This is a genomic window from Rhodococcus sp. MEB032 (assembly GCF_030208925.1).
Lineage (GTDB): Bacteria > Actinomycetota > Actinomycetes > Mycobacteriales > Mycobacteriaceae > Rhodococcus_F > Rhodococcus_F qingshengii.
On sequence record NZ_JARVSY010000017.1, the window covers coordinates 38,769 to 57,732 of the forward strand.

The window sequence follows — 18,964 nt, forward strand, 5'->3', positions numbered from 1 at the left end:
TGTCGTCTTCATCTTCTACTTTCCTTGGGTGGCGCTCTCTGCGACGACTCAGTGCGAGTTGGAAGGCGCACTGAGTTACTGAAGCCCTGGTAGATATGACGAAGCCGCCGGCACCTGCAGGTGTCCAGCGGCTTCACAGGGTCGGTGCCCGTCTTGTGCCTCTCGGCAACTGGCCGCTCGAAGCGGCACTTCTTTCGGTGGCACCCGAGGCAAAGAACGACTCCAGGAGCGGTGAATGTTGGCGATGAAGACAATCTGCGAGAGGTGCTGTACCTGTCTCGACAACGCTTCCGTCGCATCACTATGCAGCTACGAATGCACCTTCTGCGTCGACTGTTCGGCGGCGGTGGGCAACGAGTGCCCGAACTGTGGCGGCGAGTCGACCGCGCGTCCTGCTCGTGTGGCGCAAGCCCGAGTAATTCGTCTGGGGTGGTCATGTCGGATCGGTAGGTAGCTACTTCGCCCCGCGCAAGAGTTCCGGCGTCCTCGATGTTTTATGATCCGAACGGCGCGAGGAGTGGATCGAGAGAATCGACTGCCCCGGTGCCGACGTGGGCGAGCGGGGTTGCGCCGCGCAAGACGAGTAGTGGTGGCAAGGCGCCGCCGTTCGCTTCCGATCCGCTGATCAGGTCACCTCCCGGGGTGAAGGCGATGGCCTCACCTTGTGGCTGGCTGGGTAACGGGACACGTACCGGGGCGGTCGTGGTGAGCGCGGATGCGATGTCTCCGTCCGGGGCCGAGTAGAGGTAGACGTCCGAGTATGTACGTAGTGCCGCTACGGTTCCGTCGGCGCTGACGGCACCGCCTGTCACGGCCTTGCTGCCCTCCGTACCTTTGTACCCCCCGGGCGTCGCCGTGGGTGCGATGGTCACGGACCCGATTTTCCGCAGTGGAGTGACCACTGTGGTGCTGAGTTCGGAAACGGTGGCAAGGGCTGCCGGAGTGTAGATTCCGGCGGTTCCGGAGAAGTCTTTGGTCACGATGATCGGCGTTCTGGCCCGCGTCAGCAGGAGTGCCTCGGCGTTGTGGGCGCCGTCCGGATAGGACAGTCGACGTGCGCCGGTGGTGACACCGTCGGGTGTCATCGGAATCAAGGCGACAGCCGAGCGCTTGGCCTTGTTGTCACCGATGTCGGCGAGCCAGAGAGTTCCATCGCTGGAAGCCGCCAGGTCCTCGACGTCGACACGCGGCACAGAGACCGGTATCCACCGCGTTAGGCGGCAGTGTGAGTCCAGTTCGGCGACACGGTCGTCGGAATTGCTGTCACCGATGGCGTACATACTTCCGCCGGTGACAGTCAGGCCCGACAATTCCTCGAGTCCCTTGTCGGTCGGAGTGCACAAGGCCCTCCACGAGGAAGCGTCGACGACGGTGCGCTGCGGGCTCGGCGTAGCTTCGGCCGTTGAAATGAGGGCGAGGGTGCTCAGCGTCGTTGCTGCTGCGAGCGCGAGCGCTACCGGCATCGATTTCACGAACAGTGTTCCTTTGCTGCGGAAGTGGGTCAGCTCTGGCTGAGTTTGCCGAAGATGGATTCGAAGAACGATCCGAGATCTGCAGATCCGGTGCTCGGATTGGTTGTGCCGGGTTCCGTCGTGCCGGGTTCGGTTGTGCCGGGGTCGACGATCGGTACTTCGGCTACCGAGACGGGAATATTCGTCTTGAACTTCTTGCCCGGAATGGTCTCGCACTCCGATTTCACGACGTAGTCGCCGACCGCGAGCGGGCCGAAAGAGATGGGGCCGACATCGATCCCCTCTTTGACGTACTTGATCTTCTTTTCGTCGACGGTCTTGTCTGCAGAGTTCTTGATCTTGAACTCGCATTCCTTCAAGCCGTTCTCGTCGGCGACCGGGTTCACGGTGATAGTGAGGTCGGTGTTGGCGGTGACGGTGACGACGGGGTCGGCCGAGGCCAATGCCGGGGCCAGAAGCAGAAGTGGCACGGTCAAGCTGGCCAGAGCGGCGGTACGTATGGCGGTGTGCTTCATGTTCGGTTGCTTCTTTCGTTCGGCGCTGCAAACCGGAGACACGGGTGCTCGGTGGATCCGTGAGCGCGAAAATGTTTGATACTGTGCGGAATACCGCATCTCGATACGCGGCTGTGCTGGACGATAACACCGAAGGTTCCCGAGATGGGGAGCTACGTCGGTTCCTTCAGTACAGCGAAACCACCTGGAACGTACGGAGATATCTGTGCCTTCACGTCACCTCAATGAGTGATCGATCAGAGTAAATCGTAGCTCAACTACAACCAATGAATCTCTGCTATCTTTCGATCTGATTCTCCCGGACGTGTACTGTGTCGCGCGCGGAGACCATCAACTGAACTGTCCCACTTGGCTTTCACTCCAGATATGAGGATTCATGAACCGAACCCTGTTCCGCGCATCTGTTGTCTCAGCGCTCGCCGCACCGGTTGTTCTACTGTCGAGCGGTATCGCAGCTGCAGCGCCGACCGTCGGTGTCGTCGGAAACGACGATCTGACCATCACCGTTACGCCGACTGCCGATTCAAACGGATTGCGCGAGTGCGAATTCAAGATCTACGACTCGTCCGAGACACGGGTGGCGAAGAAGGAAGCGAAGTACAAGGACGGTGCTGCCGTCGAGTCGATCACCTTCGGCCCGTACGCAGCAGGTCTCTATTCCGTGTCGTGGGAGTGCAAGGACAACAACAAGACGAAGTTCGAAAACACCGTTTCTGTACGGGTGGGTGAAACCAGTGTCGTCTCGAGTGTCGAAGATCTGCTGGGTCCGCTGCGTGCGCTACTCGGTGGTTTGAGTCTGAGCTGATCATCTCTGATTGGGGGGGAATGCTGCCTGTGGCGAATTCTGTGTGAGTGATCTTGATGCATGGTTTCGGTGGCGTGGGTGTATGCAGCGGCGCTGTTGTTCGGGGTCCGCGGGGCCTCAGCGTGGCCGGGGACCGTGACGTTGAGCGAAGCGGCAGCTCTTGTTGATCCGCTACCTCCTGTTCGAACCAGAATGCTGCGAACCTGTAGCTCGATGGTATTGAGGGATTGCGAGCCTGCGTCGCTTACTCTGACATCGCATCTGCTGTCCGGTCGGTGGTGACGTGTTCGGTGGTTAGGTACTCTGTCGGGGCAGTCGACCGAATCGCCCGTCACGCGGGTTTCTATGTGGGGCCATTTCTACGCGTGAGGAACACGCGACCGGTGTGATGCCCGCTTGTGAGGCAGGACCGGTCGTTCACCCAGAAGCACCGATCCTGCCGTGGGATAGTAAATCAGGATATGGATGCAGCAGGCACAGCCCGGGCCAATAATTTCCTCACACCGTTGCAACGGGCGGCGTTGCGAAAAGAATTGCACCCTTGAACATTCCGTAAGAAACATCGCAGCGGAGCTGGGGGTGGTGCGCGACGCTGACGAAACCTCACGCCGTGGCGCCCCGACGAGCACAAAGTCATTGATACTTTCGAGCATTGGCCCAGCTGAGTGAGGGTGCACGAGCGTCGGCCCGGCACATTCTTACTGGTTCGGAGTGTGCCGCCCTTCGGCGGCGTGCTCTCATGCTCTTCGTCGTTGTGTTCGTAGCGTCAGGGGCCGGATGCTGCGGGAACATTTTCGTAGGCGTTGGATGATATCGGCGCGAGAGGATTTGGTGATGCGAGCGCGGTAACACTTGATCCAGGCAGCCGGGCAGTAGGTCGATCACCCGCTCTCGCAGCTCGGCCGTCTTCCATGGTGGACGGTTCTGTGATGACCTCACGTGCACGAACAGACCAGGAGTGCTCGATTGATCGGGGAATTCCGGACATCAACCCGTCGTGATTATCGTCGTCGTCCGGAGGTGGTGTCGAGGTAGCTGGTGACGGCTTCGGTGGCGTTCGAAATGTATTGCGCCTCTGAGCTAGTGAGTAGGGTTCCGGTGAGAGATTCGAGGAGCAGGGTGTTGATACGGGACGGCCGAGGCTGTCAGTCCGGCTCGGGGCATCAGAGCCGCCTTTCTCCTCAACGAATGTGGGGTGTCGCGCCTCACTCGACCTTTGGGTGAGAACAATGCCATGCCCGGGGCCGATTGGTCGGCATTCTCCCTATCCCCCTGGGTGGTCAGGCACGTGGTTGATCGGGATTTCGGGGCATCTGCCGAGCAGCTGCAACCCTGAGTGGCGCTGCGCGGAGCGTGGCTGCGGCGGTTTTCTGGTGCGCGACTGTGTCGGTGTGTGGTTCGGTGGCCATAGCAGCGAGGCGAGACATGACAGCGATCCATTCTGGTGGTTCTCGTGGTCTTGCCGGCGTGCGATCTGTGAGCCGTCCGAGAGGAGGAGGTACCGGCGGAATGGTGCGGCAGTGTTCGCCGTCCTGTAGCCCAGCCGTCGGCCCGAGTGGTCTTCGGATTCTTCTCTATTGTATTGCGCTGCAGAGTCTTCGAAGTCTCTGCGTTGGGGGGATGTGACTTGGCTGGGGTCTTCGCTGAACTTGTCTCATGTCGAGCAGAGAAGTCTACGATGCTTGCTGCTCTGACACCACGAGGTACGCCTCTGTGCGGCGTCTGCAGGATGCGCGCGATGCATCCTCGTGTTTTTCACAATTCTGCCAGCATCGGCAGGAGTGCAGCGCCGGTGGAGATGGTGATCCCGGCGGTACCGGCGACGATGCCGAGTAAGGCTCGTAGTGATGCTGCTTCACTGTCGGCAACGGTGGACCGGGAGATGGCGACGGCGCCGCAGATCACCGCGGTGACCCCCAGCACGAAGCTGAGTTCGACCAGCCAGAACGCCGAAATGGACAGTGCCCCTAAGATGATCGACGCGGTGGGTAGTCGTGAGGGTTGTTGCGGGTGCGCTTCGGTGCGATCGACGGAGGGGCGCATGGGGTTTGCGGTACGGGGGTTGTGGGGGATGGCGGCGGTCATGTTCCTCCTTCGTGGTTGAGGTGTGGCTGATGTCGTGACGAGGACATGGTCGGTATTTCGCGTCTGAGGTTCGACCAACCCTGTGGCTGTGACTCAGGTCGGGCGTCTCCCCTTATGTGACACGGACCTCAGTCAAGTTAGCGCTCTATTGATCCGAGTGCTAACTGATTACGTGAAGTAAACGTAGATGAACTGCTATTGGGTGAGATGCCCGATCGTCAGTCCGCCGGCCGTGTGCAGTCATTCATCACAGTTGCTGGGCGGGAAGATGTGATCAGGAGCTGAGCCGATGCGGTGCACGCGTGGGACGGATCGAGTTGATCTTCGTTATCGAGTCCGGCCCCGGCGTGAATGTACTCGAAAAAAGTGATGCCTGTCGGGGCCGGGAAGCGAGCGCGTCGCTGGCAGGATTGCTCGTAGTGGTCGAGAGGTTCGGCCAGGAAACGGGAAGGAAGATCAGGTTATGGCGCGCGGCACCGTGAAGTGGTTCAACGGGGAAAAGGGGTTCGGGTTCATCTCTCCTGACGATGGCAGTGGGGATGTCTTCGTGCACTATTCGGGTATTGCCGGGTCGGGGTACAAGTCTCTCGAAGAGGGGCAGTTCGTGGAGTTCGAGATCGGGGACGGTGTGAAGGGGCCTCAGGCTGTCGACGTTCAGGCCCTGTGAGGTAGGTGGCCGGGGCGGGGGAGTGTCCGGCTCCCGCCTGCCCGGGGCCGAGGTGCGTTGTGGTGACACTGGACCGGTGACCAAGCGCGGAAACTGCAGCGAGAACGCGAGGTATCCGCCACTGGTTCCGCGTGCGATTCCCGCCGTCTTGCTGCCTGACATTGCGGTTCGGGTGTGGATGCACGGAATGCTCCTATCAGGACTGAGGTCCTCAGCTCTCTTGTGCTTGGGGCGCAGGTGGTTCGGGCGTGTGTGTTTGCTCGTCGTGCATCTGCCTACGGAGTGGACGCGTGTGTGTAATCGGTCGGCGGAGGGTGAGATGAACCGCATCCTCGATGACGGGGTGAGGTCAGCTCCGCTGGGTGGATGCCCTGCAAGGCCTGATCGTCGAGATCCTCGACGGCGGCGACGAGCTCGTCAACGTCGTTCCGCTGCTGTCGCAGGCGAATTCGGGGTATGCGATGGTGTATCCCTGTATGCAGGTTGTCCTGTTCTGGGCGGGTAGCGTGATCGGTGGTGAGCGCATGCCCCGCGATCGTGTCGCCGAGTTCACGGCGACCGGGACGGTCGCGGATCTTCACACGGTGCTCGGCGCCGTCGTCGCCCGATTGCCGGTCTGGGTCGAGGTCACGGTTACCGACGGTGTCCCGGATCGGGCCGCGGTTGGATCGTCTTGCGCCGCGGCGTTCGCGACTGCGTGAGCCCGTCGCGTGATCCGGGCAGCGCCCCGGCGGGCGCAGGGTCGTAAGAGCGCTCAACCATTGGACGGTGCCCTCAACATGGCGGCACAAGTCCGAGCTTCCCCGACCTCACCAGATCGCTTCTGACCTGGTTGTGGACGCGAAGCCGTCTCCAAGTTGCCGCTGGATTCCTTGCTGATATCGAAGAGCTTGCTGTTCGCGCTGTTCGGCGTCCACAGAGTCGAAGGGGTTGCGGCATAGCCAAGTGTGTATTCGATGGTCGCTTCTACTGGCGTGGCACATCGCGGAGGGAGTGCGCAAGGTCGTCTGCGGTGGGTAGCGACGGGCGGATGTCGTCGGGTAGTTGCCGGTAGGTGGTGTAGGTGATCATCGCCAGTGGTGACTCGACTCCCCGTAGTGCGTATTCGACGACGATGTCGTCTCGGGTGGCTGCGAGCAGGTTGCCGATGGTTGCGCTGTCCCCGTTTTCGGGTTTGCGGAGTTGATCGTCGACGACGTTGACGTAGCAGTGCAGCTTGCCGATGTGTTCGGGTTCGGCTTGGCCGACTTTGAGTTCGAAGACCACGAATCGGCGCAGCCCGAGGTGGAAAAACAGAAGGTCCAGGAAGTAGTCGTGTTCACCGGCGGTGATCTTGTACTGGCGTCCGGCGAACGCGAAGCCGACTCCGAGTTCGCTGAGTAAATGGGTCAGGCGTCCGATCAGTGCGTCTTCGAGTTCGCGTTCGCTGTGTTCGGAGTCGAGGTTGAGGAAGTCGAGGTTGTACGGGTCCTGGAGAATGCTGTGGGCCAGGTCGGATTCGTGCGTGGCGAGTGTGCTGGGGAAGTTGTTCGGTGCATTTCCGACTCGCAGGTGTCGTCGGTTGCTGATGTGGTGAGTCAAGGTGGCTCGCGACCAGCCGTGCTGGGCGGCTTGTTCGGCGTACCAAGCGCGCACTGCGGTGTCGGAGAGCCGATCGAGTAGCACGGTGAAGTGCCCCCAGGGCAATTGTGCAACAGGTTGTTGCACAATTGGCTTGGGGAACTCGTCCGCGAAAGTTCGCGTGTAGACGAGGTTGCGCTCAGCCGTGGGCGGGCGATCAGAAAACTCGACGATTCTTCACAGCACATCGAGGGCGGTCTTCGTGCGTGCGCGGAAGGCTGCGACGAGCGGTATCTGTCGTTGTTTCTGGACTGTGCCGGTACGCGGGCAGTCAGGGAGTCGCGGCCGTCGAGAAGTTCTCGACCTCATGCGCGAACGGATGGGCGACGTGGGCGATCCGCCGACTACTGGTGACGGTGATCGGCGGATCGTGCACATCCGCCGTTGCTCGCGTGGACATGCAATGGCTCCTATCGGCTCGGTGCTGACTGTTCAGAAGCCATATCGAGACCCGTCACGTGTGCAGCGTGCCGCCGTTGTCCTGGGTACCCGTCAGTGGCGTGGTGAAACTGCAAATGTGTCCTCGACAACGAAACATACTGTCTTATAGACTGGTTCGCGGAAACTTGGTGTCCGTAGCAGACGGCGGCTCGTCGTGGAGATCCGGCGAAGCTTATGTGTGATCCGCCGAAGCGCACCCTGGGTCAACGCGACGAACATCCCGCTCGCGAACGGTGAGGCATGCCGAACGGTTCACGGATGAGCAATGTTTTCAGCGTTTGTCCCGCGGGTTGCTGGTGGCCCCCGGCTCCGGAGGTGAAGTCGGGGGCGGTTGGTTCGTCATCGGCACCGAGCACACAGCGCCGATGACCCTCTTTCCGTGTGGGTTCGCGTGTGACGCGTGACCCGACTCCACCATAAACAGACATCTCGGTCTTTTGTGAGATTGGTGGGTAAGGGTGGGTATGGTTCCCGGCTTGGGCTTGGATTTCGCCGAGGTGAGCGCTGGCAGCAGTACGCGTCAGGAAATGACGTTCTTTGTTGGGAGTTCCATTTGAGGCCATCGGTAGGCTTTGGAGATTTCGGGTCGGGTTCCGTTGACGTAGCGCACTTCTCGGGTGACGGTGAATCTCTTCGACGAGGCGGATAGATTCAGGCGAGCTCTAGGCCACCCTCAGCAGCGAGCACCAGGCGGCCGTCGTCGAGGGTGATCGCCTGGTGCACTAATCTTCGCTCGAATGGGTTCCGTCGTTGCGGGGTGTTTTCGCGGGTGTCAGAAGCCGGCAGCTGACGGTCGACAGCGCGAGCTTGCGCCTAGACAGCTCGGATAGAGCGGCCAAATTGAGGAGACAGGAGGCGAGGTAGTTTGTCCACCGAAGTGCTGCGCGAAGATGTCGTTCTTCGGGTGTCCCTTGGCGCGTTGCATCAGTTCGCCGTGAACTGTTGAACGAGAGGATATTCCACGGGAATGGGTCGAATGTCAGCGGGGCGCGGCGCGCATCCAGGTAGATGCCTGGTTCGCGAGTCGTCCGCCATGTGGGGCCGATCTCTGCAGGTGGAGATCATTCGATCGTAAAGTTTAGAGGACGGGGCCGCCGCCGGTGACGATGTTGACGAGTCCGATGACGATGAACGCGGCGACGTACAGGGGACCGCGGATCGGGTCGCCGGCGCTTGCGCCTTCGTGTAGCCAGGTCATTATCTCGATGGAACCCATTTTTTGCTCCTGAGGTGATGTGGACGGCATCTAGGGCCTCTATCGGGGTTCGGGCTACCAGTGTTTCACCGGGATGGCTGCGGGAACTTCCCTGTGGTCCGGGCAGGGAATATCGGAAGGGCCAGAGTTGTTGGTGCACTTGCGTTTTTAATCGCAGGTTACGGTGATCTGTGCGGGAGCGGCGACTGAGCGGTACTGGCACAACTATGTGTTCGGTGCCTCAAAACGTGAGCTGGCGAGAGCGTAGAACGCGGCCAAGTTGTAGCCGGGTCAGTGGCCACTCCCCGGGCTGTCGTCTGACGCCGATCGCGTAAGGCGGCGCGCAAAGTGAGATTCTAAAGCTTGAGTAAGGCCGTGTCGTCGCAGTCGAGCTTTCCTGCCGTGAGGCCGGCGGCCACTGCGAGCGCGAGGATCATCAAGTTCGGGTCAGGGAGTCCGCCTGCTGTTCGCTTTGTTCACTGTTTCACAATCGCGCGGCTCGACACGGGTACCGAAGATGGCGAGGCCTATTCCCAGGCAGGGTGGAGTTCAGCCTCCTCGATCGCTGCAAACACTCCCTCTGGAGGTGTGATCACATCGAGTAAGGCGCTCGTCCGGCGCCCAGCACACCGGGGTTCCGTGGGTCGTCGCGTTCAGTGGCGAGGTTAGGGCGCTGGGTTGCCACTAGCTGTCGGTCTCTCCTTGACCTCCTCTCGAACTGCGGAGGGAGGAGCGGGTTCGTCAGTAGATGCGGCGATGCCCGTACGGCACGCCGAAAGGCTGAGCTGAGACCAGTGAACCGAGTGAACGGGTAACAAAGGCGACGAAGAGGGCTCCTGCGGTCAGATACAGCGCGATCCGTTTCACGACATTTCCGTTTCGAGGTCAGTGGGATACTCCGACTTCCCCGCCGCAGATGATTGCCGAAAGTAACTAGGTTCAGCATTTTTCGTTCTGCAACAGGGTAGCCCTGGCGGCCACATAGGATAGGGGACCGTCAGGGCTGGTAAACGAACAACATCAGTGCTGTACGTTTACATTGCGACCATACCTGCAACGGTAGCCGCATCGTAACTTCGGGGCTCGCCATTTCCAGCTTCACCCACTCCCGGCTGATAGGCGAGGTGTGTGATTGGTGAGTTCGTGGTGGCAATCTGAGATGACGTCGAGAGGGGCGCTCGGATCGAAATGATATCCGCAGTGCAGGATTTGCGGTGATCTTGCTGTAGTTGCAGTCGTTCCGTCGGCAAGATCCACGGCCCGTCGTACACCACGCTGCTGCAGCGTCGGCATTGCGTGCGGTATGCACCGTTTCTCATCGGCTTCTGCAACTCTCACAGTCTGGGCCCCGACCCGATGTAAAGGTTAGTCGGTCTAGTCGGCGCAAACACTCACCCTGCTGTGTTGACTGCCGATGCCGCTGTGGAGGGACAAACGATGATCCTATCCGGGGTCGTTCTGCTGCCAGACGGAGCGCGGATGGCGATAGCGCCGTCCCGAGTCGAGTGCTCCGGGCTGAGTGATGGGAAGCGCTACGGGCATTCTGCATCGGCAGCGCGGAACGTCACGGAGAGCGTCGAGGCTCTTCCGTTGGCCGGGCCAGAATGAACCGAAGACCTGGGCGCTGGGTCTTCGGGTGTCGTGTTGGAGCTGTAGGGCCCGTGCAGCCTCGATCACGGCATGGGCGGGTTTCGCTGACGTGGGCGGCATTGAGCGGCGGTGCCCGTTGCTCCTCTCGCTCCAGCCGGCGGGAACCTCGATCGGCGAAGGGGCCGGTCCATCGCCGCACGGGGAGGGGCCGGCCCGATGTGCCGTCAGCTTTCGCCTTCTCTCTCGCCGGCGGTGGGTGGCGAGAACGTGGCTGCGGATGCCGCTCGAACCGTTGACATCGCGTGATCGAGAAGTGTTGCTGGCCATGGCAACCGGGCTGTCCAATACCGAGATCGTGGACCTAACCGGGTGCATGCGGTGATCTTCGCGTACGAAGTGGGCCTGGTGGGTTGGCACAGTCCAATTGGGTAGGAATTCAGCGCGGGACGACTTGGGTAGTGGGTGGCCCCGCGCGCGGGGTTCTGCCAGCGGCGCGCCGAGCACTACCGCCGGGGCGGGGGTGAAGTGACGTCGAGAGAATGTACTCACGTCTGATGTGTCAGTGTCGGTGTCAGCTCGGTCGTTCGAATCCATATGGGCATGCGTGTGGCCCTGCCAAGCGAGGGTGAGTGTAATTCCCGGGCCGGGCGGGCGATTTCCGTATCCGCTGCAGTTCCGCACGCATTCGTGTACCCGACACCTCACTGCTCGGATACGAAGAGGCCCCGCTCTCGTCAGTAGAGCGGGGCCTCGAATGCGACGATACCCAACGTAGGTCTTGGCGTGAGATGGCCCTTCCGCACGTGCGGGAGTCAGACAGGCGGATCTTGTCCTTGGGTCGAATGGTCGCGGATCCGATCTTGGTGCGTGGCGGGTTCGTGAGGAAGCGGGTGTTATTTTCTGCCGGCGCTCCATTTCAGGCCCCATCGGTAGGCTTTGGAGATTTCGGATTGGGTTCCGTTGATGTAGCGGACTTCTCGGGTGACGGTGAGTTCGTTTTTCTCGTTTTTGAGTAGGGCGATGGCGCAGGTGCGTGCGCGGTTGTTGTGGGAGTCCAGTCGAACTTCCACTTCGGGTCCGGTGGGTGGGTACAGGGTCACTACTGCGTCGGCCGCTGACCAGTTGGGGATTCCGTCGTAGATGTAGGCGAAGATCAGGATGCGTGTGAATTCGCTCAGGTGGGCGAGGTTGACGTGAAGGTTTTCGCCGCCGGTGGTGTTGCCGGAGCGGTCGTCACCGTCGAGTTTGATGTAAGGCGGGTAGTTGAGGTTGCCGAATGATCTGCCGAGGGCTTGCACGACGCCTTTGGATCCGTCTTTGAGTTGGTAGAGGCAGGCGAGGTCGAGGTCGACTGCACCGCCTCCGCCGAAGAGGCCGCGTCGTCCGCGGGTCCAGTTCATGTTGATCCGCATCGTCCCGGTTTGACCGTTCTTGGCGAGGGAGACGGTGGAGCTGGTTTTCGTGAGGGTGATCTTGCTGAGTTGGACGCGTTGCGGCGGAACGGGCGGGGCGGCGGGTGGCGGTGAAACAATCGCAGGCGGAACGGGTGTGGTCGGGGGAGTGGGAGGATGGTTCGGGGTATCGTCCACAGCGACACCGTGTTCGGTGACAAGACCTTTGAGGCCGCTGTCCCATCCGGCCGAGACGTTGCGGATTTTCCACTGGTCACCGCGCCGGTAGATTTCGGCCAGGATCACGGCGCGTTCGGTAGTCAGGCCCAGTGCTGGTGCCGAGATCTGGCCGAGTGCGGCGCCGAGGCCGCGAATACCGGCAAGGGTGCCCGGTGTCGAATCGTCCATGCTCACGGCAAAGCGCAGGGAGTTGATGTTGGCGGGCACTCTGGTGACGTCGACGGTGACCGTGCTCGGGCCGGTGAGCCGGACTGCCCCTTCGGGAGAGGCAGGTTGGTTGAAGAAGATGAAGTCGTGGTCGTTTCGTACTTGTCCGGTCGTTGTCACTTGGAAGACCATGAGGTCGACGGTGCCGGGGGTGACGCCGGTGACGTCGACGGTGAGCTGCGGTGAGGTCAGTGGTGTGTTCTGGCCGCGGGTAAGTGAAGTCATGTTCTCTCCTGAGTAGTCGCTTTTGTTTGGCGTCGCTGGTGGTGTTTCACTGTGCGTCGGTGACTGGATGTTGCGGCGTCACACGATGTCTGGGCTCGCCGAAGCTTCTAACGACGAACCTCATCAGTCGAGAAAGTAGGCGAGGACCTTCTCGTCGGAATCCAAGACCTCTTCCGATGCCACCCCGAGATCGAGTGCGAGCTCTACGGATCCGAGGAGGGCGACCTCCAGGTCAGGTGAGAAGGCTCGTTCGAGCAACCCGAGGTAGTCGGACATTCTCGCATCGAGCTTGTCGATGAGCTCCTGGTACTCAGCGGCGAGTTGCTCGTCGAGCGCCCGCTGTTCGCTGAGGTATTGCGCGATCAGCGAAGCCTCCCTCTGGGAGAGGGAGGAGGAGACGGTCTTGTACATGATGATGCCGACGGTGTTGCCGATCACGGCGCCGAGGACGGGCACTGGGATGAGAGCCTGCCCGACGCAGGAGGACAGGGCGCTGACGGCGGTCTCGAGGCAGACGAGCTCCGCGTTCTCGATGAACTCGAGCTCGTCGATCTCGCCACGACGAAGCTTGTTCGCCTGCTCCGCGACGCCGAAGGCCGCGGTGACGATCGAGCTGGCGACAGCGGCGGAGGTGGCGGTGAAGTTCGTAAGCCAGTAGATGCTGAACCCTCGGACACCGCCTTTGGCGACGCCGAAACCGCCTTCGCCTGCGATGTCGGCCCAGTCCCCGCCAGTGAAATCTCTGAGATGCTTGCCCGCACGGCGTTTCTCGACCACGGCCAGCGCCAAGGCGGTCCCGCCCTCGATCGCGGCGGCCGCAAGGGTGGCCTTCGTGCCCTCGCGCAGGGTCGGGCGGCTTTCCTGGTAGGCATCGCCGCGCAGGGACTGGTCGGTGGAGCGGAGGGAACCCTCCTCTGTCTCCAGCGTTGCGCTGTAAGCGCCCTTCTGCACTTCGGAGTACTCCAGGTGCGAGGGTTCGAGGGACTCGATGCCGACAGAGCCTTCGTCGAAGAATGCGTGGATCCGGTTCCAGTCCTTGAGCGAGGGGCCGTCGCCGCCGAGTGTCAGGAGCTTGCCAGCATCCTCGCGTGGCATGGCGTGCAGCTTCCGGATCACCTCGAAGTGGTCGCGGGGGATCTGGTATTTTCCACCGTTTTCGACGAAGTCGGGATACTTCTCGAGGTGTTCGGCGATCGCGCCGAGGCCGAAGCGGCCGCCGGCCGCGACGAACTTCTGCTGAATCTCCACGCCGCCGCGCATCAGGTCCACGGGGCCGTTGTCATTGACCCACTGATAGACAGGGCCGTTACCGAGGATCTGGCTGCGCGCGTTGCCGAGGCCCACCTCTGCGACCTCGGCGATGAAGCCGTGCATGCCCTTGACTCCGCCGCGATTAGCGGCAACCACCTCGAGGTCTATTCTCCGCATCGCGTCGTGGAGGCTGGCGAGCGCGTCCAGGAGGTTCACGTCCTGCCGGTTGAGGGCGCTCAGCAGGTTTTCCAGTCGGAGCTGGTTGAGGTAGTTCACCCAGGCAGCGACAGCCTGTTCCTGGTTGCTCTTGCCTAGTGTTGCAGCGTCACTCGTCAGTGTTGCCGCGTCACTCGTCATCGGGGTCCTGCTCGATTCGCTTGCCCAGCAGGGCCGCGCCTGCTTTTGTGTTGTTCACCAGCGCGGCGAGCTGGGACTGCTGCGGCGCGGGCAGCGCGCGGAAGTCGGCGCCGAAGTATCCCAGCGCGTCGCCGTAGCTCTGCAGGAGCAGCTCACGAAGGGAGGTGGTGCGCCGGAGGAGGTCGTCGATCTGAGCGTCCATGCCCTTGACGAGCACGGTGTTCTGCTTCACCGCGGTCAGCGCCTCCTGTTTCGCTGCGCGGTTCTCGAACTTGTTCTTCGCGAACAGCCCGATTGATGCGAGGAGGGTTGCCCCCGCGACTGTCCAGCCGACGGGGCCGGCGAGAGCGAGCAAGGCGCCACCTGCCGCAGTGCCTCCGCCTCCGGCCGCGATGGCTCCTCCTCCGAGCCAGGCCAGAGCAGCCTTGGTCGCGACGGCTCCGGAGAGAGTGGAGATCGCGGTGCCGGTCGATGCGGTGCCGAAGGTGGTGGCGACCCACAATGCAGCTGTCGGAGCCATGCTCGCGACCGCGGCGCCCGCGGTGAACCCAGCGCCTGCGCCGGCAGCCGACTTTCGCGCGGCTTCGAGGTCCTTGCGTGCGAACTCCTCCGCCTCCAGGAAGTCGGTCTTGTGGACGTGGATCTCGTCGAAGTCGGTCTCGAACGTCTTGGGGGTGTGAGCGACGCTGTTCACGAGCACCTCGACGAGCTCGATCAGATCCGTCGAGCGTTCGCGCTGGCGTAGGAGAGAAAGGCCCTTGTCGTTCATCGAAGTGAACGCGCCGTTGTACTGGGCTATGGCCTCCTCGTAGGGGTCTGGCTTCTTCGTGGTCAGCTTCCCGCCGTTGCCTACGGCGACGTCCTCGAGGTCGCTGGTCTGCTCGATCAGCTGCTTTGAGCTATTCCGCGCGAACTTGCCGAATCCGCCGACAGCCTTGTCCAAGCTGCCGACGGCTTTGTCGAAGCCTTGCTTGGCCTTGTCCATCCTGAGCGGTTCAACCATCGAGATCTCCGAACTCCGTCGCTGTGTCCTGGCGACAGGACAATATCGGACACGGCCGCCAAAGTGGACGCACCGGTTGGTTTCGAAGTGGCTGGCTTCGTCATGATTCCCCCAACTACGGCGATCCCCCGACGCTGTTTCGGGCGACCACGGTGAAGAGCTCGTCCGAATTTGTAAGGGGGAAAGCAAGCTTCGCAGAGATCCTTTGGAGATGTAGGAAACTGGTGTGCACGGTGACCGGGCGGCGCCCGATAGAGATCCTCAAAGGCTGCCCACCTTCGTCCATTCGCGAAGCATGGGGCTCACGAACTGACAGACAGCGGAAACGCTCCCCTCACACATCCAACCCGGCACGGTACGAACCTTCATCGAGATCCCACGACGGTGGGTCAATTGCAACCGCCAAGACCGTTGGCGGTAGAACCATGGAACTCACGCCGCCGACGTCGATGTCGAAGGTGGGCGAGGCGCTCTCGTCAAGGACTCATGCAGCTCCACCGATCTCGATCGACGACCTTGCCGTGATTGTCGTACGCGTTGGCGGCCGAAAGTCATTCGTCGAGGGTCAACTGCAAACTCGATCGCAGAATTCGTATCCGCGCGGCACTGCGCCAGCAAGGGCACGCCTCACAACTGGTGGCCGCCCGGCGCCACTCGGTCGCGTTGCGGCCGTCCATGTCCCACGATCGCGCCCTTCCCGAGCCCAGACCCTTACCCTATTCGGCGCACCGACTACTGGAATCACGCCGCGAGCTTGCAGCTCCCTCCGGACAGCCCCCAAAGTCAGGTGCACGGCACACTCGCCACTCGGCGGTGAACACGAATCCGCACCGAGCGCACCTGCCCACACGATCTTCGTGATGGACACCCGCGATCCGACGAAGATCGATTGTCACGTAATGAATCGACTGAACGAGGTGGGAACGACCGCCGTCCCGGAACAGCACCGCCCCCATCGAGTTACGCGACAAACCCGGAAATGTTCCAACCGCCACTCGCTCCGGAATGTAAGGTGGCGACATTCGCATTCTGCGGCCGTAATTGCGTGCGTGCAACCAATGCAAACGTCTCGGCAAGCGGAGATCGATCGACCTTGAACTTGATCGACCGTGTAGTGGTGAGTATGGAAAACATTTGAAAAGGACGTTTGGTGTTGTATTTATCGAAAACGAAAAAAGCTATTGCCCTTTCGATTTCCGTATTCTTGTTGCTCGGCGCGATCATGTGCGCCTTCACTTCGGAGCCCGACTACGGCGCGGCGCTCGGCTATTTCGCGCTCACCCTCGTACCGATCTTGTATCTGTCGGTTGCGCGCAGGCGAGCGATCAAACGGATCCTTGCAACGACCGGTGGCGGCGCCGCCCAGACCGACGGAACGGGGGGGCGACCCAGCGAAGACACCATCCCTGTCTCCAGGGCGTAATTGGCTGCCCGTGGGAATTCCACTGGTAATCGCACTCCTCATCGCAGCGGGAGTGCTTTCGGACGCAGTAACACTGGACCCGAACGCTATCGTCCCCAGCGTTGTAGGGATGCGGTTGGACGATGCCAAGAAAGAACTCAGATCAATTGCGCTGAAGGTCGAAACGATCGACAGTAGCGGGGACGACCGCAAGGTGTTCGCTGTTGGAAACTGGACTGTCACGGAACAAAACATTGCAGCGAATACACAGGTGGGACAGAACAAGACCATCACGCTTGGTGTGCTGAAACATGACGAGATCGGCGCGGAGGCCTCAACCACAGATTCAACTCTTCCCGCAATCGCGTCAACCGCCGTGCCATCGTCGCCGATACCCACGACAACAATGACACCCCTCCCTTCAACGCCGCAAACGTCAACCACTGTGTCCCGGCACCCCCTGCCGTACCACCACATGACGCCTGCAACTTGATCGACATCGAAGTGTTGAAGGCCGCAGGTTTCGTGACTCGAACCGATTCATCCACCGACATCCCCACCGCTGGCGGACGATTCACCGACCCTGAAGAAATCGCGACCTGGGCATGCGCCAACGCCGAACTCGACTGGCATTGGAGGTCACACTTTTCACCACGCCCGAACGTGCTCGTTCCGCTGCCGAATACAACACCAGCGCCGATCAGAATTTCCTGACCGACGGAGGCATCCGGACACCGTTCGACGCTTCGATGGGCGGCGTAAAGATCATCAACACCGAACTCGGGATCTCCCGAACCACATGGTCACGTGGCCCCTACGCGATGTTGTTGGAAGTGAACTTCATCGGCGAGGTCAAGGGTCTACCTGCCTACGGTATGCCCGCATGGAAGGTGGAGCGCGTCATCGATGACACAGTCACATCAGCTGAGTTCGGATTGGCAAATGCTTGGTGAGCGAGACTTCGGCCATCGTGACGTGCCTGTCGGCGAGGTGGTAGCCCACCCTGAAGCCCCCGACTGCAGAAGAGTAGTGAAACCGCACAGCTTCAGCTGGATACCTACCCGCCAGCCAGTGCCACCGATTGCGGAGTTGGTAAGTCGAGTACATCGTCGTGATGTCGACGATGTACTCGACAGTCGAGATCGTCCGCTATGTAATCGCGTATATCCAGGGCGGTCAGTCGATCTGGTCTTCGGCTTCGACGGTGAGGGTGGTAGCGAAGGCCGCGCGGTACTGCTCAGTATCGAGCGTCGGCCAGACGAGCGTGCCGGAGTTATTGGTGGTGTTTGTCAGCACCAGCGGCTACGACGGCAGAACCTACCGCCTCCGCTTCCGCCGCCGCTGTTGGTGTAGGTGGGGGTGTCGATGTAGATGTTTCCGTTGTCGTCGAACTTGTATGTCGTGCGATCGTCGTCGCTGGTGTAGAGGACGCCGTCGGGGCCGGCCCGGAGTCGGTCGAGCTCGGTTTTCTGTTCTGCTTTGATGATCGCGGTATCGTCGTCGGCTCGGCATTGTGCTTGCAATCCGATGTGGTTGTCCCATGCGTTCTGGTACGCGGTGAACAGTGCCGGCCACTGTAGCGAGTTCGGGGCTGCGTTGTTGGATTGGCGGGCTGCCGTGAGCTGTTGATCGAGTGATGTGGTGGACAGGACGGACAGGTTGATGCCGGGCATGTCCAGGGTGCCCAGTCCTTCGGCGAGAAGTGCTTCGTTGAGCAGGATTTCGGTACCGGTGGAGGTGTTCGCCGTGGAGGGGGCGCCGGTTGTGGTGGCCGATCCCGAGGTCTTTTCTGTTGTAGTCGTTGTGGTGTCGGCCGATGCCGTTGTCGATGCAGTTGTTGACTCGGCCGTGGTGGCCGGTTCCGTTGCAGTTGCGGTGATGGTGGTGTCGGCTGGTCCTGCGATGTACACGTATCCGCCAGGTGTGAGGGGCATGGAACGCACGACCCGTACGGCGGTGCCGATCGGTGCAAGTTCGGTCAACCGCTGCCGCACCACCGCGCGATTCGAGTCGGAGGCGGTGTAGCCGCCGCAGGTCACTGCGCCGACGTGGTTGATGTCGACGCGGGTTCGTTCTCCGTCGACGTCGATGTAGAGGCCTGCGCCGGATCCGGCTGCGTCGTAGTCGAGGACCGTGCCTTCCCATTCGACTCGCTTTCGTACCGGGATCGGTACCGCAGAGGTTGTCGTGGGTGAGGTTTGAGTGGAGGTCGTGGGCGCTGCGATCGAGTTGGTCGATGGACCGTCGTCGTTGATGCAACTTCGGAACATCGCCAGCACCAACACAGTGCCTAGTCCCCAACCGAGTTTCTGCTTCGTCGTTGCCATGAACCTCACCACCGCTGCGGTGCCGGTCACCGAAGCCCGGGGAGTCATAGACGACTCGGCAAGCGACCTCCGGCAGTGCTGTCAGGTTGCTGCCGCGGCGCGAGTCGGGTGAGAGGCAGGGTGCCTAGCGGCAGGGATCATCCGAACGACGGTTGCGCCGATCTCACAAAT

Annotated in this window: 18 protein-coding genes and 1 pseudogene; 7 read left to right on the forward strand and 12 right to left on the reverse strand. The window is 61.3% G+C overall.

The annotated features are described in order from the left end of the window. The first annotated feature begins 244 nt into the window (after window positions 1-244). On the forward strand, window positions 245-454 hold the full coding sequence (locus QRN54_RS19260) for a DUF1272 domain-containing protein (protein WP_285182904.1): 210 nt from the start codon (window positions 245-247) through the stop codon (window positions 452-454). 40 nt (window positions 455-494) lie between these two features. On the opposite strand, the gene QRN54_RS19265 is transcribed toward QRN54_RS19260, so the two are convergent. Together QRN54_RS19265 and QRN54_RS19270 are read right to left on the reverse strand one after the other, a co-directional pair. Next, on the reverse strand, window positions 495-1,463 hold the full coding sequence (locus QRN54_RS19265) for a hypothetical protein (protein WP_285182905.1): 969 nt from the start codon (window positions 1,461-1,463) through the stop codon (window positions 495-497). A 38-nt stretch (window positions 1,464-1,501) separates the two neighbouring features. Then, the gene (locus tag QRN54_RS19270; protein ID WP_276117562.1) at window positions 1,502-1,987 is read right to left on the reverse strand and encodes a hypothetical protein; all 486 of its coding nucleotides are present in this window, start codon (window positions 1,985-1,987) and stop codon (window positions 1,502-1,504) included. Between the two features lie 376 nt (window positions 1,988-2,363). Here QRN54_RS19270 and QRN54_RS19275 point away from each other — a divergent pair, with 376 nt between their 5' ends. Continuing rightward, on the forward strand, window positions 2,364-2,792 hold the full coding sequence (locus QRN54_RS19275) for a hypothetical protein (protein WP_276117561.1): 429 nt from the start codon (window positions 2,364-2,366) through the stop codon (window positions 2,790-2,792). Between the two features lie 1,755 nt (window positions 2,793-4,547). On the opposite strand, the gene QRN54_RS19280 is transcribed toward QRN54_RS19275, so the two are convergent. Next, window positions 4,548-4,877 carry a hypothetical protein gene (locus QRN54_RS19280; protein WP_285182833.1) on the reverse strand — a complete coding sequence of 110 codons (330 nt, stop codon included), beginning with the start codon at window positions 4,875-4,877 and terminating at the stop codon, window positions 4,548-4,550. 463 nt (window positions 4,878-5,340) lie between these two features. Between QRN54_RS19280 and QRN54_RS19285 the strand changes: the two genes are divergently transcribed. Continuing rightward, entirely contained in the window at window positions 5,341-5,544 is a 204-nt protein-coding gene (locus QRN54_RS19285; protein WP_285182834.1) for a cold-shock protein, read from the forward strand. 362 nt (window positions 5,545-5,906) lie between these two features. Further along, window positions 5,907-6,245: a hypothetical protein gene (locus QRN54_RS19290; protein ID WP_285182835.1), complete on the forward strand. Its 339-nt coding sequence runs from the start codon at window positions 5,907-5,909 to the stop codon at window positions 6,243-6,245. A 265-nt stretch (window positions 6,246-6,510) separates the two neighbouring features. On the opposite strand, the gene QRN54_RS19295 is transcribed toward QRN54_RS19290, so the two are convergent. From QRN54_RS19295 to QRN54_RS19330, 8 genes and pseudogenes are all read right to left on the reverse strand, one after another. Further along, complete coding sequence (locus QRN54_RS19295) at window positions 6,511-7,338, reverse strand: PDDEXK nuclease domain-containing protein (RefSeq protein ID WP_285182906.1); 828 nt, start codon at window positions 7,336-7,338, stop codon at window positions 6,511-6,513. A gap of 97 nt (window positions 7,339-7,435) precedes the next feature. Further along, entirely contained in the window at window positions 7,436-7,564 is a 129-nt protein-coding gene (locus QRN54_RS19300) for a hypothetical protein (RefSeq protein WP_285182836.1), read from the reverse strand. A 1,119-nt stretch (window positions 7,565-8,683) separates the two neighbouring features. Continuing rightward, window positions 8,684-8,821: a hypothetical protein gene (locus tag QRN54_RS19305; protein WP_285182837.1), complete on the reverse strand. Its 138-nt coding sequence runs from the start codon at window positions 8,819-8,821 to the stop codon at window positions 8,684-8,686. Window positions 8,822-9,541: 720 nt separating this feature from the next. After that, entirely contained in the window at window positions 9,542-9,667 is a 126-nt protein-coding gene (locus QRN54_RS19310; RefSeq protein WP_285182838.1) for a hypothetical protein, read from the reverse strand. A 1,616-nt stretch (window positions 9,668-11,283) separates the two neighbouring features. After that, complete coding sequence (locus QRN54_RS19315) at window positions 11,284-11,922, reverse strand: TerD family protein (protein ID WP_285182907.1); 639 nt, start codon at window positions 11,920-11,922, stop codon at window positions 11,284-11,286. Between the two features lie 81 nt (window positions 11,923-12,003). Continuing rightward, a pseudogene (locus tag QRN54_RS19320) lies at window positions 12,004-12,453 on the reverse strand (TerD family protein); the annotation flags it as partial. A 123-nt stretch (window positions 12,454-12,576) separates the two neighbouring features. Then, a complete protein-coding gene (locus QRN54_RS19325; RefSeq protein WP_285182839.1) occupies window positions 12,577-14,061 on the reverse strand; it encodes a hypothetical protein in 1,485 nt (494 codons plus the stop codon). Further along, on the reverse strand, window positions 14,051-15,064 hold the full coding sequence (locus QRN54_RS19330; protein WP_285182840.1) for a hypothetical protein: 1,014 nt from the start codon (window positions 15,062-15,064) through the stop codon (window positions 14,051-14,053). The genes QRN54_RS19325 and QRN54_RS19330 overlap by 11 nt, the downstream gene beginning before the upstream one ends. Before the next feature lie 1,222 nt (window positions 15,065-16,286). Between QRN54_RS19330 and QRN54_RS19335 the strand changes: the two genes are divergently transcribed. The 3 genes from QRN54_RS19335 (at window position 16,287) to QRN54_RS19345 (ending at window position 17,419) form a co-directional block, all read left to right on the forward strand. Then, window positions 16,287-16,487: a hypothetical protein gene (locus QRN54_RS19335; RefSeq protein WP_285182841.1), complete on the forward strand. Its 201-nt coding sequence runs from the start codon at window positions 16,287-16,289 to the stop codon at window positions 16,485-16,487. 52 nt (window positions 16,488-16,539) lie between these two features. Beyond that, window positions 16,540-16,959 carry a PASTA domain-containing protein gene (locus QRN54_RS19340; protein ID WP_285182908.1) on the forward strand — a complete coding sequence of 140 codons (420 nt, stop codon included), beginning with the start codon at window positions 16,540-16,542 and terminating at the stop codon, window positions 16,957-16,959. Window positions 16,960-17,071: 112 nt separating this feature from the next. After that, on the forward strand, window positions 17,072-17,419 hold the full coding sequence (locus tag QRN54_RS19345) for a hypothetical protein (protein WP_285182842.1): 348 nt from the start codon (window positions 17,072-17,074) through the stop codon (window positions 17,417-17,419). Between the two features lie 336 nt (window positions 17,420-17,755). On the opposite strand, the gene QRN54_RS19350 is transcribed toward QRN54_RS19345, so the two are convergent. Beyond that, a complete protein-coding gene (locus tag QRN54_RS19350; RefSeq protein WP_285182843.1) occupies window positions 17,756-18,793 on the reverse strand; it encodes a hypothetical protein in 1,038 nt (345 codons plus the stop codon). Window positions 18,794-18,964 lie beyond the last annotated feature (171 nt).

What these genes read in the sequence shown, in the direction of transcription:
- QRN54_RS19260 (WP_285182904.1), top strand. Translation starts at nt 245, where the DNA reads ATGAAGACAATCTGCGAGAGGTGCTGTACCTGTCTCGACAACGCTTCC.
- QRN54_RS19265 (WP_285182905.1), bottom strand. Translation starts at nt 1,463, where the DNA reads ATGCCGGTAGCGCTCGCGCTCGCAGCAGCAACGACGCTGAGCACCCTC.
- QRN54_RS19270 (WP_276117562.1), bottom strand. Translation starts at nt 1,987, where the DNA reads ATGAAGCACACCGCCATACGTACCGCCGCTCTGGCCAGCTTGACCGTG.
- QRN54_RS19275 (WP_276117561.1), top strand. Translation starts at nt 2,364, where the DNA reads ATGAACCGAACCCTGTTCCGCGCATCTGTTGTCTCAGCGCTCGCCGCA.
- QRN54_RS19280 (WP_285182833.1), bottom strand. Translation starts at nt 4,877, where the DNA reads ATGACCGCCGCCATCCCCCACAACCCCCGTACCGCAAACCCCATGCGC.
- QRN54_RS19285 (WP_285182834.1), top strand. Translation starts at nt 5,341, where the DNA reads ATGGCGCGCGGCACCGTGAAGTGGTTCAACGGGGAAAAGGGGTTCGGG.
- QRN54_RS19300 (WP_285182836.1), bottom strand. Translation starts at nt 7,564, where the DNA reads ATGTCCACGCGAGCAACGGCGGATGTGCACGATCCGCCGATCACCGTC.
- QRN54_RS19305 (WP_285182837.1), bottom strand. Translation starts at nt 8,821, where the DNA reads ATGGGTTCCATCGAGATAATGACCTGGCTACACGAAGGCGCAAGCGCC.
- QRN54_RS19325 (WP_285182839.1), bottom strand. Translation starts at nt 14,061, where the DNA reads ATGACGAGTGACGCGGCAACACTGACGAGTGACGCTGCAACACTAGGC.
- QRN54_RS19330 (WP_285182840.1), bottom strand. Translation starts at nt 15,064, where the DNA reads ATGGTTGAACCGCTCAGGATGGACAAGGCCAAGCAAGGCTTCGACAAA.
- QRN54_RS19335 (WP_285182841.1), top strand. Translation starts at nt 16,287, where the DNA reads ATGTGCGCCTTCACTTCGGAGCCCGACTACGGCGCGGCGCTCGGCTAT.
- QRN54_RS19345 (WP_285182842.1), top strand. Translation starts at nt 17,072, where the DNA reads ATGCGCCAACGCCGAACTCGACTGGCATTGGAGGTCACACTTTTCACC.
- QRN54_RS19350 (WP_285182843.1), bottom strand. Translation starts at nt 18,793, where the DNA reads ATGGCAACGACGAAGCAGAAACTCGGTTGGGGACTAGGCACTGTGTTG.